This is a genomic window from Pseudomonas corni, from assembly GCF_057128765.1.
Map to the genome: position 1 here is coordinate 257,316 of NZ_JBSKHW010000004.1, position 17,336 is coordinate 274,651.

Sequence of the window (17,336 nt, forward strand, 5' to 3'; positions counted from 1 at the left end):
AAAATGTGCCAGCACCTGCCTGCCCATCAAGGAAAAAACATGCAGATTGAAGACGTCGCACAATTTTGCCTGAGCCTGCCCGGCGCCCGTGAAGACTACAAATGGGGCGGCACGCGAGTGTTCTCGATCGCAGGGAACAAAATGTTTGCGGTGATGGATCTGTCCGGCAAAGGCCTGTCGTTCAAAGTCGCCAGCGATCTTTTTCTGGGCTACGTCGACCGTCCAGGCGTGCGACCGGCGCCTTATCTTGCTCGTGCGCACTGGATCAGCGTGGCGGTGCCCTACTCCCTGGGCGACGCCGAGTTGCGCGACTTGCTGACCCGTTCCCATCAATTGGTGGTCAACAAACTGCCGAAAAAACAGCAGGTCGCGCCAAAGCTTTAGCCGAGTCAGTAAAGGTGCCGGGCGATAAAATTACCGCCCAGCACCAATCGGTCGATCCAAAACAGCTCGTGCAGCACGACGATGCCCCAGAACACGATTTGATAAGACACCTTGCGCGTCTTGTGCCGGAAGACTTGCTGACCGAGAAATGCCCCCGGCCAACCGCCCAACAGTTCAGCAGCGTGGAGGATCTTTTCAGGTGTGCGCTGACCGGAGTTGCGCGCGCGATGCTTGTCGTGCCAATACAGCAAAAACGTCACGACGCTCATCAGCCCGTAGGCGGCCGCTGGCAGCCACGAACCGCCTTCCAGCCACAACGTCACCACGCCATAACCCGGTAGCGCGCAAAGGAGCACCAATACCAGCAATTTGATGCGCAAAAAGCGCACTGCCGGTTGCGGCCGATTGCTGAGGGGGCGCTGACCGCCCTCTGAATTTTGCGTTTCCATAGCCCCTTAACCTTGCGCGCTGGACCAATCGATCCAGCCAAACTGCCAGGTCGCCAGAATCAGCAGGCCGAAGGCAATGCGGTAATACGCAAACACCGCGTAGCTGTGATTGGCGATGAATTTGAGCAGCGCCTTCACCGCGATCATGGCGAATATAAAGGACGTAATGAAGCCCACCGCAAACACCGGGAAGTCTCCCGGCACGAACAGGCTGTGGTACTTGTAACCGGAGTACACCGAGGCGGCGACCATGGTGGGCATCGCGAGAAAGAACGAAAACTCGGTGGCGGTTTTGCGCGACAGACCAAACAGCAAGCCGCCGATGATCGTCGAACCTGAGCGAGAGGTACCAGGAATCATCGCCAGACACTGGGCAAAACCGACCTTCAGCGCGTCACCCCAAGTCATTTCATCAACGGTTTCAGCGTGAACCTCATGCTGACGACGCTCGGCCCACAGCATTACAAAACCACCAATGACCAGCGCCGCTGCCACCGTGATCGGGTTGAAAAGGTATTGATGAATCAAATCGGCAAACAACACGCCCAGAACCATTGCCGGTAATACGCCAATGATCAGGTTCGCGGTGAAGCGTCGGGCTTTCGGGTCAGTCGTCAGGCCACCGACCACATCAAAGATCTTGCGTCGGAACTCCCAGACCACCGCCAGGATTGCCCCCAACTGGATAATGATATTGAACGCGATAGCCCGCTCGCCGGTGAAATTGATCAGGTCCGCGACGATGATCTGGTGACCAGTGCTGGATATCGGCAAAAACTCAGTTAACCCTTCTACAACCCCAAGTATGAGCGCCTGTGCAGCGGTCCAAAGATCCATCATTCCCCCAGTGGTCCGTGCTCATGACACGGACCTGTAATTGAATTGCAAGCGGTGCAAACCATAGATGATCGAGCGTGAACAGTTTATGAAAGCTTTAGGATTGCCCGCTCTGACACGCAAACGCGGCGATGCTAGCAGACCTTTCTGACGATGGCTCTAGCATGAATACTGGCGCGTAAGATTTGACGTGGCGTCGCGGTGGGTCGTTCTGAATCTATGCGCGAAATTGGGGATCAACTCAGCCTCGATGCTCCACGCCAAGGCATAAACCGCTTACAATCGCCGGCCAAAATGGCGCCCTCGCGCTGTCCTGCAAAATCCTACCCATTACCGGAGTTGCCATGTCTGGGCTTGAACTGTTTGCCGCCGCACTCGGCGTGATTGCCGTCTGGCTTACAGTCAAACAAAATCCGTGGTGCTGGCCCATCGGGCTGGTCATGGTGTTGCTCTACACCTGGATATTCTTCGATGTAAAACTCTATTCAGACATGCTGCTGCAGGTGGTCTACGCGGTGCTGCAACTGTATGGCTGGTGGCAATGGACCCGGCGCGGCCAGGTGGCCAGCGGGCGAACCGTCACTCATTTGAGCAACGGCCCCCTGCTCGCAAGCCTCGCTGCGGGGGCGTTGGTGAGCCTGGCGTTGGGCGCTGCAATGGCGCATTTCACCGACGCTGCGCAGCCTTGGCTCGACGCTGCGCTCACCGGGTTCAGTCTGGTGGCGCAAGTCTGGATGGCACAAAAACGCGTGCAATGCTGGCCACTGTGGATTTTGCTGGACGTTATTTTCGTCGGCCTGTTTCTTTATAAGGGGCTTTACCTCACTGCGGCGCTGTATGCGTTGTTCACGCTGCTGGCAGTGCAAGGCTGGCGTGATTGGCGCGCTGACCCGGCCTTGGCGCATTGAGTCCGCGATGAAAGTGCTGGTATTGGCAGGGCCCGAATCAAGCGGTAAAAGCTGGCTTGCTCAAGCGGTGCAACAGCAATTTGGTGGCGAACTGGTGGGCGAGTACGTTCGCCACTTCATCGACCAGACGCAACGCGATACCTGCTACGCCGACATCCCCGCTATCGCCCATGGGCAACTGGCGTGGGAAGACGTCGCTCGCAGCCGCGCTCCTGAGCTGCTGATTCTGGACACCCATCTGCTGAGCAACATGCTGTGGAGTCAAACGCTGTTCGGCGACTGTCCCGAATGGTTGGAGCAGGCCCTGCTCGCCCGTCACTACGATCTGACGCTGCTGCTGGCACCCGAAGGCGTCGAGTGGATCGGCGACGGACAGCGTTGCCAGCCTGAGCTGTGCGAACGTCAGGTATTTTTCGAGGCGAGTGAGCGCTGGTTAAAGCAGCATCACCAGACGTATCAGGTGGTGGGTGGCAGTTGGGATGAGCGGCGTGATCAGGCGTTGCGTGCGGTCGCTGAACTGATGACGCCCTGCCTGTAGGAGCGAACTTGTTCGCGAAATCGGAGTGTCACCCGCCGAAGATGTATGGAATGCAGCGACTTCTTCGCGGGCAAGCGCGCTCCTACAATGAGATTTAGAGGCGTCTGACATCTCCACTTGACACAATCCCGTGGGAGCGGACCTGTCCGCGAAGAGGCCAGCGTGTCCGTCACAGATGCATCTGTCCGGCCAATTGTCTTCGCGGACAGGTCCGCTCCCACGGGTTGTGCAGCGTCCCCAAAGCCTCTACCGAATCTGATGCTTGTGCAGCAAGCGATAAAACGTCGGTCGCGACACGCCGAGCACCTTGGCCGCCACGCTCAGGTTATCGCTGTGCCGCGTCAGCACATCGCACAGGGCCTGGCGCTCGGCGCGGGATTTGTAATCGTCGAGGGTGCCCATGCTTGAGCTGATTTCATCCTCACCCAACAGCCCGAGGTCGAACGCTTCGATCTGCCTTCCTTCAGCCAGCACCAGCCCGCGTCGCACGCGGTTTTCCAGTTCGCGAACGTTGCCGGGCCAGTCATGCTTGCCCATGGCGACCAACGCATCCTGGCTGAAATTGCGCGGCCGACGTCCGGTTTCCTGACTGTAGAAGTGCGCGAAATGGTTGGCCAGCAACGCCAGATCGCCATGCCGTTCGCGCAACGGCGCAGTGCCGACTTGCAACACGTTAAGGCGGTAATACAGATCTTCACGAAAGCGCTTCTTGCGAATTGCCGCCTCAAGGTCAATGTGGGTTGCCGCCAACACACGGACGTCGATGGGCACCGATTCCCCGTCAATCTCAAGATGCCGGTCGTGCAGGAACCTCAGCAGATTAGCCTGCACGTCCAGCGGTAGATCGCCGATTTCATCCAGAAAGAGCGTGCCGCCATGGGCTGCCTCGATGCGGCCGATCTTGCGTGGCTGGGCTGGCGAAAAAGGGTCGTGGGGATAGCCGAACAGCTCCGGCTGCAACAGGTGTTCAGGGATGGTGCTGCAATTGATCGAGACAAAAGGCTTGTCCCTGCGCTGGGACTGCAAGTGCAGCGTGCGGGCCACCAGCTCTTTTCCGGTGCCGGTTTCGCCACGAATCAGTACCGGGGATTCAGTCGGCGCCAGCTTGGTCAGCAACCGGCGCAATTCGCGTATCGGCCGACTTTCACCGAGCATTTGATGCTCCGGCCCACTGCCGTAATTGGCGCCCTGGGCACGCAACCGTGCCATCCCATAAGCGCGTCCCAGCGTGACCTGCACCCGGGCGACGTCGAAGGGTAAGGTGTGGAAATCGAAGAACCATTCGCAAACGAAATCACCGATTTTGTCCCGACGAAGATCGTCCGGGGTTAATACCGCAATCCACTCGGTGTTGCTGCGAGTGATCAGGTCTTTGACGACTTCGGGATGTTCGAAATGCTGTGGCAACAAGCGGATCAGGCCGACGTCGCATGGACGAGACGCTGCAGATTGCAGGGTGCAGCTGTCCACTTCCCAGCCAGCAGCGCGTAGCCCGGGGATCAGGCGAAGGCTCTCTTCGCAGGGTTCGACAATTAACAGGCGACGGGTTGATGCCAGCTCATGCATATAGATTCCTTGGCGCCAAGATTCAAAGAAGAGACAACTCTAAAACCATTTTAGAAACAGTGTCTTGGCGACCCTGGCAAATACATTAGCAAGTTTATTGACACTTACTTGGACCGATTATCTATAAGGCTAAGATCGAAAAGTGCTTAAGGATTTTTCAATAGATAACGCTGGAATGAGCAGCCTGGAAATCCCGACTAATCAACCCCGCGACGTTTTGCCTCACTGTCAGGAGAACCACGTAAATGATGGGATGCAGCGCAGGTTTAAAAATAATGTGATCGCAAGGTGTGACTTGTTACCCGTCTGCGGCCATCAGTACATGTATCCAACCGAACGGGACGCCCGCCGCCGGTGATTGTATTGATACGGGCATCTGAGGAAACGCCATGAACGCCCCTTTGCGCTTTAACGAAGCTTTGCTCATCGCCGGTCACGCTTTTCATCCCTTCCAATGCGTGGCCTGGGCTCCCCAGGACGGCAATGGCGAACTCAGCCTGACCGTGGTTGACCGCACCAGCACTCGCATCGGTCGCGCACAGATCCCTAGCAGCACCTACTCCGATCCAAAACAACTGGCCGCCTTGCTCGAACAAGCCCGCGCGCAGATCAGCGGCGAAGGCTACAGCCTTGAGCCGTGGACGATGCCAGCTTGATGTGATGCTTGTTCTGTAGGAGACAACTTGTTGGCGAGGCGGTCGATGTGGTGTGTCAGGCACTACGTCTCGCGAACAAGTTCGCTCCTACAGATAACGTCTACGCACCCAATCTTCTGTAGGAGCCAACTTGTTGGCGAGCCAGTCTACGCGGTGTGTCATGCACCACGCCTCGCGAACAAGTTCGCTCCTACAGATAACGTCTACGCGCCCTACCTTCTGTAGGAGCCAACTTGTTGGCGAGACGGTCTACGCGGTGTGTCAGGCACTACGTCTCGCGAACAAGTTCGCTCCTACAGATAACGTCTACGCGCCTACCTTCTGTAGGAGCCAACTTGTTGGCGAGCCAGTCTACGCGGTGTGTCAGGCACTACGTCTCGCGAACAAGTTCGCTCCTACAGATAACGTCTACGCGCCCTACCTTCTGTAGGAGCCAACTTGTTGGCGAGCCAGTCTACGCGGTGTGTCAGGCACTACGCCTCGCGAACAAGTTCGCTCCTACAGATAACGTCTACGCACCCAATCTTCTGTAGGAGACAACTTGTTGGCGATCCAGTCTACGCGGTGTGTCAGGCACTACGCCTCGCGAACAAGTTCGCTCCTACAGATAACGTCTACGCGCCCTACCTTCTGTAGGAGCCAACTTGTTGGCGAGACGGTCTACGCGGTGTGTCAGGCACTACGTCTCGCGAACAAGTTCGCTCCTACAGATAACGTCTACGCGCCTACCTTCTGTAGGAGCCAACTTGTTGGCGAGCCAGTCTACGCGGTGTGTCAGGCACTACGTCTCGCGAACAAGTTCGCTCCTACAGATAACGTCTACGCGCCCTACCTTCTGTAGGAGCCAACTTGTTGGCGAGCCAGTCTACGCGGTGTGTCAGGCACTACGCCTCGCGAACAAGTTCGCTCCTACAGGTCAGTGAGGTGCTTATATTCGGCGCCGATCATCCTTGCGATGTCCGCCGCCCTTCCCAGTCTGATCGGCCCCATTTCCGTGTCGATCAACACGCTGGGGCATTCGAACACTGCCATCGCCGGCAATTGCTTGACCCGACCGTCAGTGAGTACCAGCACCCGCTGTGATTCTGCGGGGTAGCGCTTGCTTCTCTGGTCCAGCCACTCTTTGGCCTGGTCCAGCGCCTCGAACAAGGGCGTGCCGCCCCCCGCGCCCAGCCCATCGAGCCACGGCTGCAACGCCGCACTGGCTTTCAAACCCTGATGCTGCCAACGCGGCGTGCTGCCACTGGCGGTCATCAATGCCAGACGCACTCGACGTCGATAGGCGTCATCGAACAACTGCGCTAACAGCCCCTTGGTCTGACTCAACGCCTGGTGCCGCCGCGTAGACGCAGAGGCATCGACAATCACCAGCCACAGCTCATGGGGCTGCGCACTGCGCGGCTGACGAATCAGGTCCACGCTGCGTGTCGGGCGGCCGCGCAGCAAGGTCGGCAGCCAGGCAATGGCCCCGTCGATACCTGCACGCGCCGCGCCGCTTTTCCCACCCGATAGTCGACCCGGCCTGGGCTTGGCATCCGCCCCCTTGCTCGAACGAGGGCGAATGCCTAAGGCTTTTTTGGCCAGCTCGGGATATCACGACGCGCCCCTGAAGCAACAGGCTTTGCGGGCATTTCCCCCCAATTGCCTTCGCCATCACCCGAGAGCTGCGAGTCGTCCGGCTGCTGCTTGTCGGGAGAGCCAGGCGGTGGCGGCGTCGAGGACCGGGACTGAGGCTCGGATAGAGGTTCGGATTGAGGTGGCGGGGTTTGAGGCCCATGACGACGACGATGACGCAGGGCAAACTCGGCCACCGCGTCGATGTCCTCTTCGGAGATCTGCGACGCCCCTCGCCACGCCGCATGGGCCCGTGCGGCGCGCAGCCACACCAGATCCGCGCGCAGACCATCCACGCCCGCCGCATAACAACGCTCGGTGATCAATTCCAGGCTGCGGTCATCCAGCGCAATTTCCGGCATCAGCAATCGCGCTCGCTCGCAGCGGGCTTTCAATGCGTCCTGGCGCTCGGCCCATTGAGCGCAGAACGCTTCGGGGGAGGTATCGAAATCCAGTCGACGGCGAATGATCTGACCCCGCTCGACCGGCGCAGTGTGTCCGCTCAATGCCACATTCAGACCGAAACGGTCGAGCAATTGCGGGCGCAACTCGCCCTCTTCCGGGTTCATGGTGCCAATCAGCACAAAACGCGACGGATGCCGATGGGAGATGCCGTCACGCTCAACCAGATTGACGCCGCTGGCCGCCACATCCAGCAGCAGGTCCACCAAATGATCCGGCAGCAAGTTGACCTCATCCACATACAGCACGCCGCCGTCGGCTTTGGCCAATACGCCAGGGGAAAACGCCGCACGACCTTCACCCAGCGCCGCATCCAGGTCCAGGGTGCCGACCAGACGCTCTTCGGTGGCGCCCAGAGGCAACGTCACGAACTGACCACTCGCCAGCAGATCCGCCAGCCCGCGTGCCAGGGTGGACTTGGCCATACCCCGTGGCCCCTCGATCAGCACACCACCGATTTTGGGGTCGATGGCGGTCAGGCACAGCGCCAGTTTCAGCTCGTCAGCGCCAACGACAGCGGCCAGGGGGAAATGCGGGGTGTCGGTCATGTTCGGGTCTCAGAAAAAAAATCTAGAATATCTGCACGCAACTTATCCCCGTGGGAGCGGACCTGTCCGCGAAGAGGCCCGTGCAGCCGCCCCATCTCCAGCGACCAGAAGGGAGCCTTCGCGGACGGGTCCGCTCCCACAATGGATCTGCGGCGCTGCGGACATCTCCATCCACTGCCCGTCACAGGCCAGTGCCATACGACAGCCATCACTGCTCTTCAATATCCAGCAGCAGATTCTCCAGCGCTTCCCGGTACTCACCCGGCTCCTGCCACAACCCGCGCTGCTGCGCTTCGAGCATTCGCTCGGTCATGTCGCGCAGGGCGTCGGGGTTGTGCTCCTGGATGAACTCGCGGGTCGATGCGTCCAGCAAATAGGCGTCCGCCAGCAATGCGTATTGGTGATCGTCGATCAACTCGGTGGTGGCGTCGAAGGCGAACAAAAAGTCCACCGTCGCGGCCATTTCAAACGCACCTTTGTAACCGTGGCGCTTGACCCCGTCGATCCATTTCGGATTGGCCGCCCGTGAGCGCACCACCCGGTTCAATTCTTCCTTCAAGGTCCGAATCTTCGGCAGATCCGGCTGGCTGTGGTCGCCATGGTAGCTGGCGGTTTTCGCGCCACTGAGGGTTTCCGCCGCTGCCAGCATGCCACCCTGAAACTGGTAATAGTCGTTGGAATCGAGCAAATCGTGCTCGCGGTTGTCCTGATTCTGCAGCACTGCCTGCACCTGACTCAGACGCTGGGCAAAGCGTTCGCGCGCCGGTGTTCCCTCATCCGCCGCGCCATAGGCGTAACCGCCCCAGTTCAGATAGACCTCGGCCAGATCATCACGGGTTTGCCACAATCGTCCATCGATCGCGTTCTGCACGCCTGCGCCGTATGCACCGGGTTTGGCGCCGAAGATACGCCATCCCGCCTGCCGGGCCGCTTGTTCCGCTGTCGCCCCTGCTTGTTCGAATTCGGCGCGTTCCTGACGCACCCGCGCTGCCAGCGGATTCATGTCATCCGGCTCGTCCAGCGCAGCGACTGCCTGCACCGCCGCGTCAAACAGCCGGATCAGATTGGCGAACGCATCGCGAAAGAAGCCGGACACTCGCAACGTGACATCTACACGGGGACGGTCCAGAAGGCTTAGCGGCAGGATTTCAAAATCATCGACACGCTGACTGCCGGTGGCCCACACCGGACGTACACCCATCAACGCCATGGCTTGGGCGATATCGTCGCCACCGGTGCGCATGGTAGCCGTGCCCCAGACCGATAATCCGAGTTGACGCAGATGATCACCATTGTCTTGCAAGTGCCTGTCCAGCAACAGATTTGCTGATTGAAAGCCGATGCGCCACGCAGTAGTCGTTGGCAGATTGCGCACGTCCACCGAGAAGAAATTGCGCCCTGTCGGCAGGACATCGAGGCGCCCTCGACTGGGTGCGCCGCTCGGCCCGGCGGGCACGAAGCGTCCGCTCAGTGCGTCCAGCAATCCCTGCATTTCGGCAGGGCCGCAAGCGTCCAGACGTGGCGCGACCACTTCAAGCAGAGAATCAACTACCAGCGCTAATTCATTGTTTTCAATACATAAAGAATCGGATTTACCAGAGAGGATATGTTGAATCAAGCGACTGGCATAAAGCTCCAGTCGTTCTCGGGTATCACCGACCGTGCGCCACGGATCATCACTGACCTCATGCAACGCTTGAGGTTTAGGACCGGTCCACGACTGCCCCAAATCACAGTCCAGCGGGTCGATTCCCAACTCGAACGCTTTGCCCAGTACCCGCAGCAGACTCGCCTGCGCGCCTTTGCCATCGCCGCGAGGAATGCGCAACAGCGCCAGCAACGTATCGATGCGCAAACGTCCGGTTGGGGACTCGCCGAACACGTGCAAACCATCGCGGATCTGCGATTCCTTCAGGTCGCACAAATAGGTGTCCAGACGCGGCAACCAGATCGCCACGTCCGCGTCGCTGTCGAGCCCTTCTTCCAACGCCAGCTCGCGGTCGATGTGGGTTTCGCGTACCAGCGCGAGAATGTCTTTTTGCAGCTCGCGGGCGCGGCGCGGATCAAGCAATTGCGCCTCGTAATACTCGTCCGCCAGCAGCTCCAGATTGCGCAACGGACCGTAGGTCTCGGCGCGGGTCAGCGGTGGCATCAGGTGGTCGATGATGACCGCTTGGGTGCGACGCTTGGCCTGAGCCCCCTCACCCGGATCGTTGACGATGAAAGGATAAATGTTAGGCATTGGACCGAGAATCGCATCCGGCCAGCAATGTTCCGACAAGCCCACGCCTTTGCCCGGTAGCCACTCCAGATTGCCGTGCTTGCCGACATGGATCACCGCATGGGCGCCATAGCTTTTACGCAGCCAGAAATAAAACGCCAGATAGCCGTGGGGCGGCACCAGATCCGGGTCGTGATAAACAGCACTGTGATCGACGTCGTAGCCACGGGCTGGCTGAATGCCGATGAAGGTCAGGCCATAACGCAGACCTGCGACCATCATCCGGCCGCTGCGGCACATCGGGTCGCTGTCCGGCGTGCCCCAACGCTGGATCACCGCCTGTTGATTGGCTTCAGGCAGGGCCTGGAATGCCGCCAGGTATTCGGCCATCGCCATGCTTTGATGACACGGGCGCTGATCGCGGCTGTCGGGGTCGTTGGTGACCCCGCCCAGCAGCGCGTGAATCAGCTCGGTGCCCGTCTCGGGCAACGGCGCCAGCGGATAACCCTCATGTTGCAGCGCACGCAGGATATTCAACGCCGCCGCAGGGGTATCGAGACCGACGCCATTGCCGATACGCCCATCGCGAGTCGGGTAATTGGCCAGGATCAAAGCCACCCGTTTATCTTGATTGGGCAAGCGGCCGAGCAGCACCCAGCGCCGCGCCAGTTCAGCGACGAAATCCATGCGCTCGGGCTGGGCGCGATAACACACCACATCGGACTGACTGCGCTCGCTATACCAGGCCAGGTCCTTGAAACTGATTGGCCGGCTGATGATCCGCCCGTCCAGTTCCGGCAGCGCAATGTGCATCGCCAGATCCCGAGGGCCCAGGCCTTGCTCGCTGGCCTGCCATGCCGGTTCGTTATCCTGGGCGCAGATCGCCTGGATCACCGGGATATTGCGGCGAAACGGCCGCAGATGCGGCGCTTCCGGGCTGGACTGGGCGAAACCCGTGGTGTTGAGGATAATCTCGGCGTCCGCTTCGTCCATCCAGTCCTGGACTGCGCTCAGGCAGGCGGGCTCTTTGAGGCTGGCGACGGCGATGGGCAGCGGATTGATGCCCTGAGCCAGAAGGCGCTCGCAGAACACGTCGATAAACCCGGTATTGGCGGCCTGCAAATGCGAGCGATAAAACAGCAGCGCCGCGACAGGTTGGTCCGGCAGCCAATCGGCTTGCCAGTCACTCAGTTCAGCGCTGGCCTTGTGTGGGTGATAAATAACGGTGCGCGACAGCGTAGACGGCTCGCTCCACGGGTAATCGCGACCCAGCCAGCCACTCGCCAGGCACCTATAAAGCTGGAGCGCGTTGTGTTTGCCGCCCTGGCGCAGGAAATGCCAAAGCCGCTCGGCGTCTGCCGGCGGGACATTGCTCAGGCTGCTCAGCTCAGGATCGGGACGATCGTCGCCCGGCACCAGAATCAGTTTCACTCCCCGCGCCGCCAATTCCACCAGCCGCTCGACGCCATAGCGCCAATAGCCAATGCCGCCGTGCAGGGAAATCAGGATGACCTTGGCGTGACGGAGCACCTCGTCCACGTAGAGGTCGACCGAGGCGTGGTTTTGCACCTGCATCGGATTGGCCAGACGCAGACTGGGGTAGTCGTCAGGCAGTTGCTGCGCGGTTTCAGCGAGCAACGCCAGATGCGAGTCGCCGCTGCACAGAATCACCAGATCGGCGGGGGTTTGCCCCAGGTCAGCGATGCTGTCGTCGGGTACGAAACCGCCGGGCTGGGTCCTGAGCAGGTGCATGGATTAGCCTTCTACCGCCACAACGGTGACCGCAGCGCGCAATTGGGCTTCGAGTACCGCCGCGTCAAGCTCTTGGCCGATCAGTACCAGATGCGTGACGCGCTCTTCGTCGGCTTTCCAGGCGCGGTCGAAGTGCTTGTCGAAACGCGTTCCCACGCCCTGCACCAGCAGGCGCATCGGCTTGCCGGGAACCGCCGCGAAACCTTTGACGCGCAGGATGCCGTGCTGCACGACGGCCTGGGTCAGCGCGTCCAGCAACAGGCTTTCGTCCGCTTGCGGCAGGGTAATTGAGATTGAATCGAAGGCGTCATGATCGTGGTCGTCATGGTCGTCACCTTCGTGATGATCGTGGTGGGTTTTGCGGCCGTCGATGTGCTGCTCGGATTCCGCACCAAGGCCCAACAGTACGCTGATCGGCAGCTGCCCTTTGCTGGCCTCGATGACTTTCACCGCAGGCGGCAGTTCTTCGGCGACTTCGGCGCGCACGGCGGCCAGAGATTCGGCGTCGAGCATGTCGGCTTTGTTGAGGATGACCAGATCGGCGCTCGCCAGTTGGTCAGCGAACAGCTCGTGCAGCGGCGATTCGTGGTCAAGGTTCGGATCGAGTTTGCGTTGGGCATCGACCTGATCCGGGAACGCGGCGAAGGTGCCGGCCAAAACTGCCGGGCTGTCGACCACGGTGATCACGGCGTCAACGGTGCAGGCGCTGCGGATTTCAGGCCACTGGAAGGCTTGGACCAAGGGCTTGGGCAGCGCCAGGCCGCTGGTTTCGATGAGGATGTGGTCGAGGTCGCCGCGACGGGCGACCAGTTCACGCATCACCGGGAAGAATTCTTCCTGCACCGTGCAGCACAGGCAGCCGTTGGCCAGCTCGTAAACGCGGCCGGTGGCTTCTTCTTCGGTGCAGCCGATGGTGCATTGCTTGAGAATGTCGCCGTCGATGCCCAGCTCGCCAAACTCGTTGACGATCACGGCGATGCGACGCCCTTCGGCGTTGTCGAGCATGTGGCGCAACAAGGTGGTTTTGCCCGAGCCGAGGAAGCCGGTGACGATAGTGACGGGAAGTTTGGCCAGTGTTTTCATCGGATACCCTTTGGCGGTGCGGCGGGCAAAGGGGACGAGAACCGCACAGCGCGGGCGCTGGCCGTTCGATTCGCCACCGGATCACCCCGCCCGGTTGTAGTGAGAATGCGTGGACGCAATGTCCGGTCGAGGCAGGTCTCCTGGCTTACGGTGGCGCTGGCGGTTTGGTTGAAATCCGACAGGCATTCATCGCGCCTTCCCGCTCGCGCAGTGGCTGTGCAATGAACATGACCGTTTACAGTTGCGGGGGCAGCTGCGGCGTTGACCGCATTCCCTTCTTAGCGCCGATCTGACAGAACACAGACCGGCGAACCTCGACTGCGCAAGGCTACGCAGTGGGCATGGTCAGGTCAATGACGGGTTGATGGCTGGGGCTTGGGCGCCGCTTGATTGCGGGAGCCCACGTGTTGGTGAGCCGGCGATTGCGATGCGTCAGGCAGCCCACCTCGCGAACAAGTTCGCTCCTACAGGGACCGCCATTCTCTGCACCCGGCTATCGAAACCCACCCGAACGTTGACTCCAGCCGGCACTGGAAATCGCATGGGCGGTATGGATGAGTGCCGGCGCAAAGGCTTTGCGGGCGTCTTCGAAGCTCCAGCGGCTGGCGGGCACCGAGATGTTGATTGCGCCCAGCGGCATTCCCCCCGCATCCACAATGGGCGCGGCCAGACTGATATCGCCGAGGAAGTATTCACCCTCAATGCTGCTGTAGCCCTCCTCCCGCGCTTGGGCAATCTTCTTCAATAAGGCATCGATATCGGTGACGGTGGCGTGGGTGTGAGACGGTCGGGGCATGGCGTCAAGCAGATCTGCGCAAGCCTCGGGATCGAGGCGCGACAGGTAGGCGCGGCCCGACGCCGTGCAGTACATCGGCAGGCTCAGGCCCAGCGGCATCGGGATCATGATCTGGTTGTGACTGGGAAAGCGGGCGACAAACACCATTTGATCCCCGTCAGGTTCTGACAGATTGCAACTCTCGTGGCATTCGCGGTTGAGCTGATGCAGATAGGGCGAGGCGCGATCGATCAGGCTGTTGGTCTGCAAGTATCCGAAACCCAGGGACAGCGCCCGGGGAGTGAGCTGATAGCGCTTGCTTTGCGGGTCCTTGCGCAGATAACCCAGGGTTTCCAGCGTGAAGGCAAAACGCTGGGCCGCGCTTTTGGTAATGCCCGTGGCGGCGGCGATCTCCGGAAGGTTCATGCTCGGATTGCCCGCACGGAACGCCATCATCACCTCCAGCCCGCGGGCCAGCGTACTGGCGAACAGCGGCGATTGTTCCGGCGCAGTCTTGTCGGCGACGGCCTCCTCAGCGGGCAGTTTGTCGTTTGGCATGGACTCGGACTGACTCATGATGGCTCGCGAATAATGATTTTTTATTGATGTCGGAATTGCCGCAATGCGGGCACAACCCAGGATCAACACGCCGCGACTGTACCCGACACATGGCAGGCGTCAACCGCCCAGGTGCACCCACACCGATTTGGTTTGCGAGTATTGGGTCAGCGCTTCCAGACAACGATCACGACCGTTGCCCGACTGTTTGAACCCACCCCACGGCTGGGTCATGTCGCCATGATCGAAGCAGTTGACCCAGACAATTCCGGCCTCTACATCACGGGCGAAGGTCAGCGCCTTATCGATATTCTGCGTCCAGACGGAGGCCGCCAGCCCATAGATGGAGTCGTTGGCGATCTCCAGCGCATGGTCGAGCCCCGTCACGCGAATCGCCGCCGCCACCGGACCGAACACTTCTTCTCGGGCCAGGGTCATCTGCGGGCTGACATCGGCATACAGCGTCGGGCTGACATAGGCGCCATGCTCAAGACCTTTGGGAATACCGCCGCCAAACACCAGACGCCCGCCTTCGGCATTGGCTTTGTCGATGTAGCCCAGCACGCGTTTCTGCTGCTGAAAAGACACCATCGAGCCCATGCGCGTGGCTGGATCTAAAGGGTCGCCCGGCAGATATCGGCCCTGGGCGACCTCACTGAATCGCTCGATGAACGCGTCGTAAATGCTGTCCTGCACCAGCAACCGGGAGCCTGCGTTGCACACCTCACCCTGATTGGCATAAATGCCGTTCACGGCGTAACTCACGGCCCGATCCAGATCAGCGACGTCAGCGAGAATGATCTGCGGGCTCTTGCCGCCGCATTCGGTGGTCACGCGCTTCATGTTCGATTGGCCGGCGTAGATGAACATCTTTTTGCCCACCTCAACCGAACCGGTAAAACCGATCTTGTCGACATTCATGTGCAGCGCCAGCGCCGCGCCCGCCTCGGCGCCATAGCCCTGCACCACGTTGAACACCCCTGGCGGACCACCCGCCTGCATGAACAACTGCGCCAGCAGCACGGCGCTGGACGGCGATTGTTCGGCAGGCTTGAGCACCACCGAATTGCCCATGGACAACGCCGGGGCCAACTTCCACGCGGCCATCAGCAGCGGGTAATTCCAGGGCACGATCAGGCCGACCACGCCCAGCGGCTGACGGAGGATGTAGTGCAAGGCCTCCGGCGTCGTACTGGTGACGGAGCCTTCCAGCTTGTCGATGGTTTCGGCAAAAAACTGAAACGACAGCGCCGAATACGGTACGTCCACTTCCAGCATGTCGGTGATCGGCTTGCCCATGTCCAGCACGTCAAGGAGCGCAAAGGCTTCGGCGTTATCGTCGATCAGCGCGGCGAAGTGATACAGCACGGCCATGCGATCCCTGGGCGCCAGGCGTGACCAACTGCCGGATTTGAACGCCCGTCGCGCGGATTTAACCGCCTCGTCGATGTCGGCATCGCTGCTGCGTGGCGCGCTGGCGTGGACTTTGCCGGTTGCCGGGTTGACGACCTCGAACGTCTCACCGCTGAGGGCGGGACACGGCTGCCCGTCGATGAAGTTACTGATGTGGTACTCGAAAGTGCTCAGGCGCTGCTGCCAGTCGGCGGCGCTACGTTGGCCCAGTGTCTGGTAAAGGCTGGTCATGTCGGGATCCTGATAGATGAGTTCATGAGGCGCTGGAGGACTGAAGCGGCGCGACGGCGAACGCCCTTGCCACACCGGGGGCGACGCTGAAATAAATGCCGTCGCCGGGCCTGAGCGCGGCGTGATGCTGGGCATTGCCGTCGCGCGGCAAGTCGAGTGTCAGGCTTTCAACGCCGGGCACGCTGACCTGAATGCGTAACGAACGTCCGTGAAACAGCGTCTGCAACACGGTGGCTTGGGTGGTAAACGGCGCCAGCGCAGGGTCGACTTGGGCCTGGACGCGCAAGTCTTCGGGGCGTAACGACACCGTGACTTGTTCGCCAACGCGCAAGGGCCTGTCACTGCGCGCCATCATGTGCATCGCCCCTACCTTGACGCTGATCAAGCTGTTATCACTGCTGATCACCTCCCCCGACAGCAAATTGCTCGCACCGATGAAACCGGCGACGAAAGGGGTGGCGGGCTGGTCATAAAGCTCGGCGGGGCCTGCCACCTGTTCGATCCGGCCATTGCGCATCACGGCGATGCGGTCGGAAATCGACAGGGCTTCGGTCTGATCGTGGGTGACCATGACAAAGGTGGTGCCCAGTTGCGCCTGCAGGCGTTTGAGTTCGACCTGCATGTGTTGGCGCAAATGTGCGTCGAGGGCGGACAGCGGCTCATCGAGCAACAGCACGCGCGGACGACACACCAGCGCCCTGGCCATGGCGATCCGCTGCTGCTGCCCGCCGGATAAATCCTGGACCCGTGCGCGCGCCTTGTCCGCCAGTCCCACCAGCTCCAGCATGTCGCGAATCCGCGTGCGCGCTTCACCCGAGCCGACCCCGGCCAAACTCAGGCCGAAACCCACGTTGTCGCTGACGTTCAAGTGGGGGAACAGAGCGTAGTCCTGAAACACCGTATTGACCGGCCGGCCATAGGGCGGCGCGGCGGTGAGGTCTTTGCCGTCGATAAATATCTGGCCCGCTGTCGGCCCCTCGAACCCGGCGATCAGGCGCAAGGTGGTGGTCTTGCCACAGCCCGAAGGCCCCAACAGGCTGATGAACTCGCCACTGGCAATGTCCAGGTCGATGTTATCGACGCTGAGAATGCTGTCGGTGTAGCGCTTGCTGATGCCCTTGAGGCTGACCACGTTGGGGTTTGTCACGATTAGTTCTCTCATCAACGATGAATGGGCTTCTGCCGAAGGCGTAGGAGCGTGGCTTGTCCCGCGATGGGCTGCGCAGCGGCCCTAAAACCCGCCAACGCTATCTTTCTGAAGCACCGCGTTCTCCGGTTTTACTACCGCTTCGCGGCAGATCGTCAGCAAGCTGGACTCCTACGCCCTCCGGGCAGAATCAA

Annotated in this window: 14 protein-coding genes and 1 riboswitch; of the genes, 4 read left to right on the forward strand and 10 right to left on the reverse strand. The window is 60.4% G+C overall.

The window, feature by feature from the left end:
• The first annotated feature begins 39 nt into the window (after window positions 1-39).
• Window positions 40-384 (forward strand): MmcQ/YjbR family DNA-binding protein, encoded by a 345-nt coding sequence (locus ACWKV9_RS09950; protein WP_483835926.1) that lies wholly within the window; start codon window positions 40-42, stop codon window positions 382-384.
• A 5-nt stretch (window positions 385-389) separates the two neighbouring features.
• Here the strand turns inward: ACWKV9_RS09950 and ACWKV9_RS09955 are convergent, their stop codons facing one another.
• Together ACWKV9_RS09955 and ACWKV9_RS09960 are read right to left on the reverse strand one after the other, a co-directional pair.
• The gene (locus ACWKV9_RS09955) at window positions 390-833 is read right to left on the reverse strand and encodes a DUF1294 domain-containing protein (protein WP_483835927.1); all 444 of its coding nucleotides are present in this window, start codon (window positions 831-833) and stop codon (window positions 390-392) included.
• A gap of 6 nt (window positions 834-839) precedes the next feature.
• Complete coding sequence (locus tag ACWKV9_RS09960) at window positions 840-1,670, reverse strand: undecaprenyl-diphosphate phosphatase (RefSeq protein WP_483835993.1); 831 nt, start codon at window positions 1,668-1,670, stop codon at window positions 840-842.
• Between the two features lie 344 nt (window positions 1,671-2,014).
• On the opposite strand from ACWKV9_RS09960, the gene pnuC reads away from it, so the two are divergent.
• Window positions 2,015-2,578, forward strand: a complete 564-nt coding sequence (gene pnuC / locus ACWKV9_RS09965; protein WP_483835928.1) for a nicotinamide riboside transporter PnuC — start codon at window positions 2,015-2,017, stop codon at window positions 2,576-2,578.
• Between the two features lie 7 nt (window positions 2,579-2,585).
• Entirely contained in the window at window positions 2,586-3,116 is a 531-nt protein-coding gene (locus ACWKV9_RS09970) for an AAA family ATPase (RefSeq protein WP_483835929.1), read from the forward strand.
• A gap of 246 nt (window positions 3,117-3,362) precedes the next feature.
• Here the strand turns inward: ACWKV9_RS09970 and ACWKV9_RS09975 are convergent, their stop codons facing one another.
• Window positions 3,363-4,682 (reverse strand): sigma-54-dependent transcriptional regulator, encoded by a 1,320-nt coding sequence (locus ACWKV9_RS09975; protein WP_483835930.1) that lies wholly within the window; start codon window positions 4,680-4,682, stop codon window positions 3,363-3,365.
• 389 nt (window positions 4,683-5,071) lie between these two features.
• Between ACWKV9_RS09975 and ACWKV9_RS09980 the strand changes: the two genes are divergently transcribed.
• On the forward strand, window positions 5,072-5,338 hold the full coding sequence (locus tag ACWKV9_RS09980) for a hypothetical protein (RefSeq protein ID WP_483835931.1): 267 nt from the start codon (window positions 5,072-5,074) through the stop codon (window positions 5,336-5,338).
• Between the two features lie 909 nt (window positions 5,339-6,247).
• Here the strand turns inward: ACWKV9_RS09980 and ACWKV9_RS09985 are convergent.
• From ACWKV9_RS09985 to ACWKV9_RS10015, 7 genes are all read right to left on the reverse strand, one after another.
• Window positions 6,248-6,802 (reverse strand): vWA domain-containing protein, encoded by a 555-nt coding sequence (locus tag ACWKV9_RS09985; protein WP_483835994.1) that lies wholly within the window; start codon window positions 6,800-6,802, stop codon window positions 6,248-6,250.
• Between the two features lie 101 nt (window positions 6,803-6,903).
• Window positions 6,904-7,962, reverse strand: coding sequence for a magnesium chelatase ATPase subunit I (locus ACWKV9_RS09990; RefSeq protein WP_483835932.1), 1,059 nt, complete (start codon window positions 7,960-7,962; stop codon window positions 6,904-6,906).
• A gap of 208 nt (window positions 7,963-8,170) precedes the next feature.
• Window positions 8,171-11,935: a cobaltochelatase subunit CobN gene (cobN, locus tag ACWKV9_RS09995; RefSeq protein ID WP_483835933.1), complete on the reverse strand. Its 3,765-nt coding sequence runs from the start codon at window positions 11,933-11,935 to the stop codon at window positions 8,171-8,173.
• Between the two features lie 3 nt (window positions 11,936-11,938).
• Complete coding sequence (cobW, locus tag ACWKV9_RS10000) at window positions 11,939-13,018, reverse strand: cobalamin biosynthesis protein CobW (RefSeq protein WP_483835934.1); 1,080 nt, start codon at window positions 13,016-13,018, stop codon at window positions 11,939-11,941.
• 113 nt (window positions 13,019-13,131) lie between these two features.
• A riboswitch (cobalamin riboswitch) is annotated at window positions 13,132-13,350 on the reverse strand.
• Between the two features lie 161 nt (window positions 13,351-13,511).
• A complete protein-coding gene (locus ACWKV9_RS10005) occupies window positions 13,512-14,369 on the reverse strand; it encodes an IclR family transcriptional regulator (protein WP_483835935.1) in 858 nt (285 codons plus the stop codon).
• 102 nt (window positions 14,370-14,471) lie between these two features.
• The gene (locus tag ACWKV9_RS10010) at window positions 14,472-15,995 is read right to left on the reverse strand and encodes an aldehyde dehydrogenase family protein (protein ID WP_483835936.1); all 1,524 of its coding nucleotides are present in this window, start codon (window positions 15,993-15,995) and stop codon (window positions 14,472-14,474) included.
• A gap of 22 nt (window positions 15,996-16,017) precedes the next feature.
• On the reverse strand, window positions 16,018-17,142 hold the full coding sequence (locus tag ACWKV9_RS10015; protein ID WP_483835937.1) for an ABC transporter ATP-binding protein: 1,125 nt from the start codon (window positions 17,140-17,142) through the stop codon (window positions 16,018-16,020).
• Window positions 17,143-17,336 lie beyond the last annotated feature (194 nt).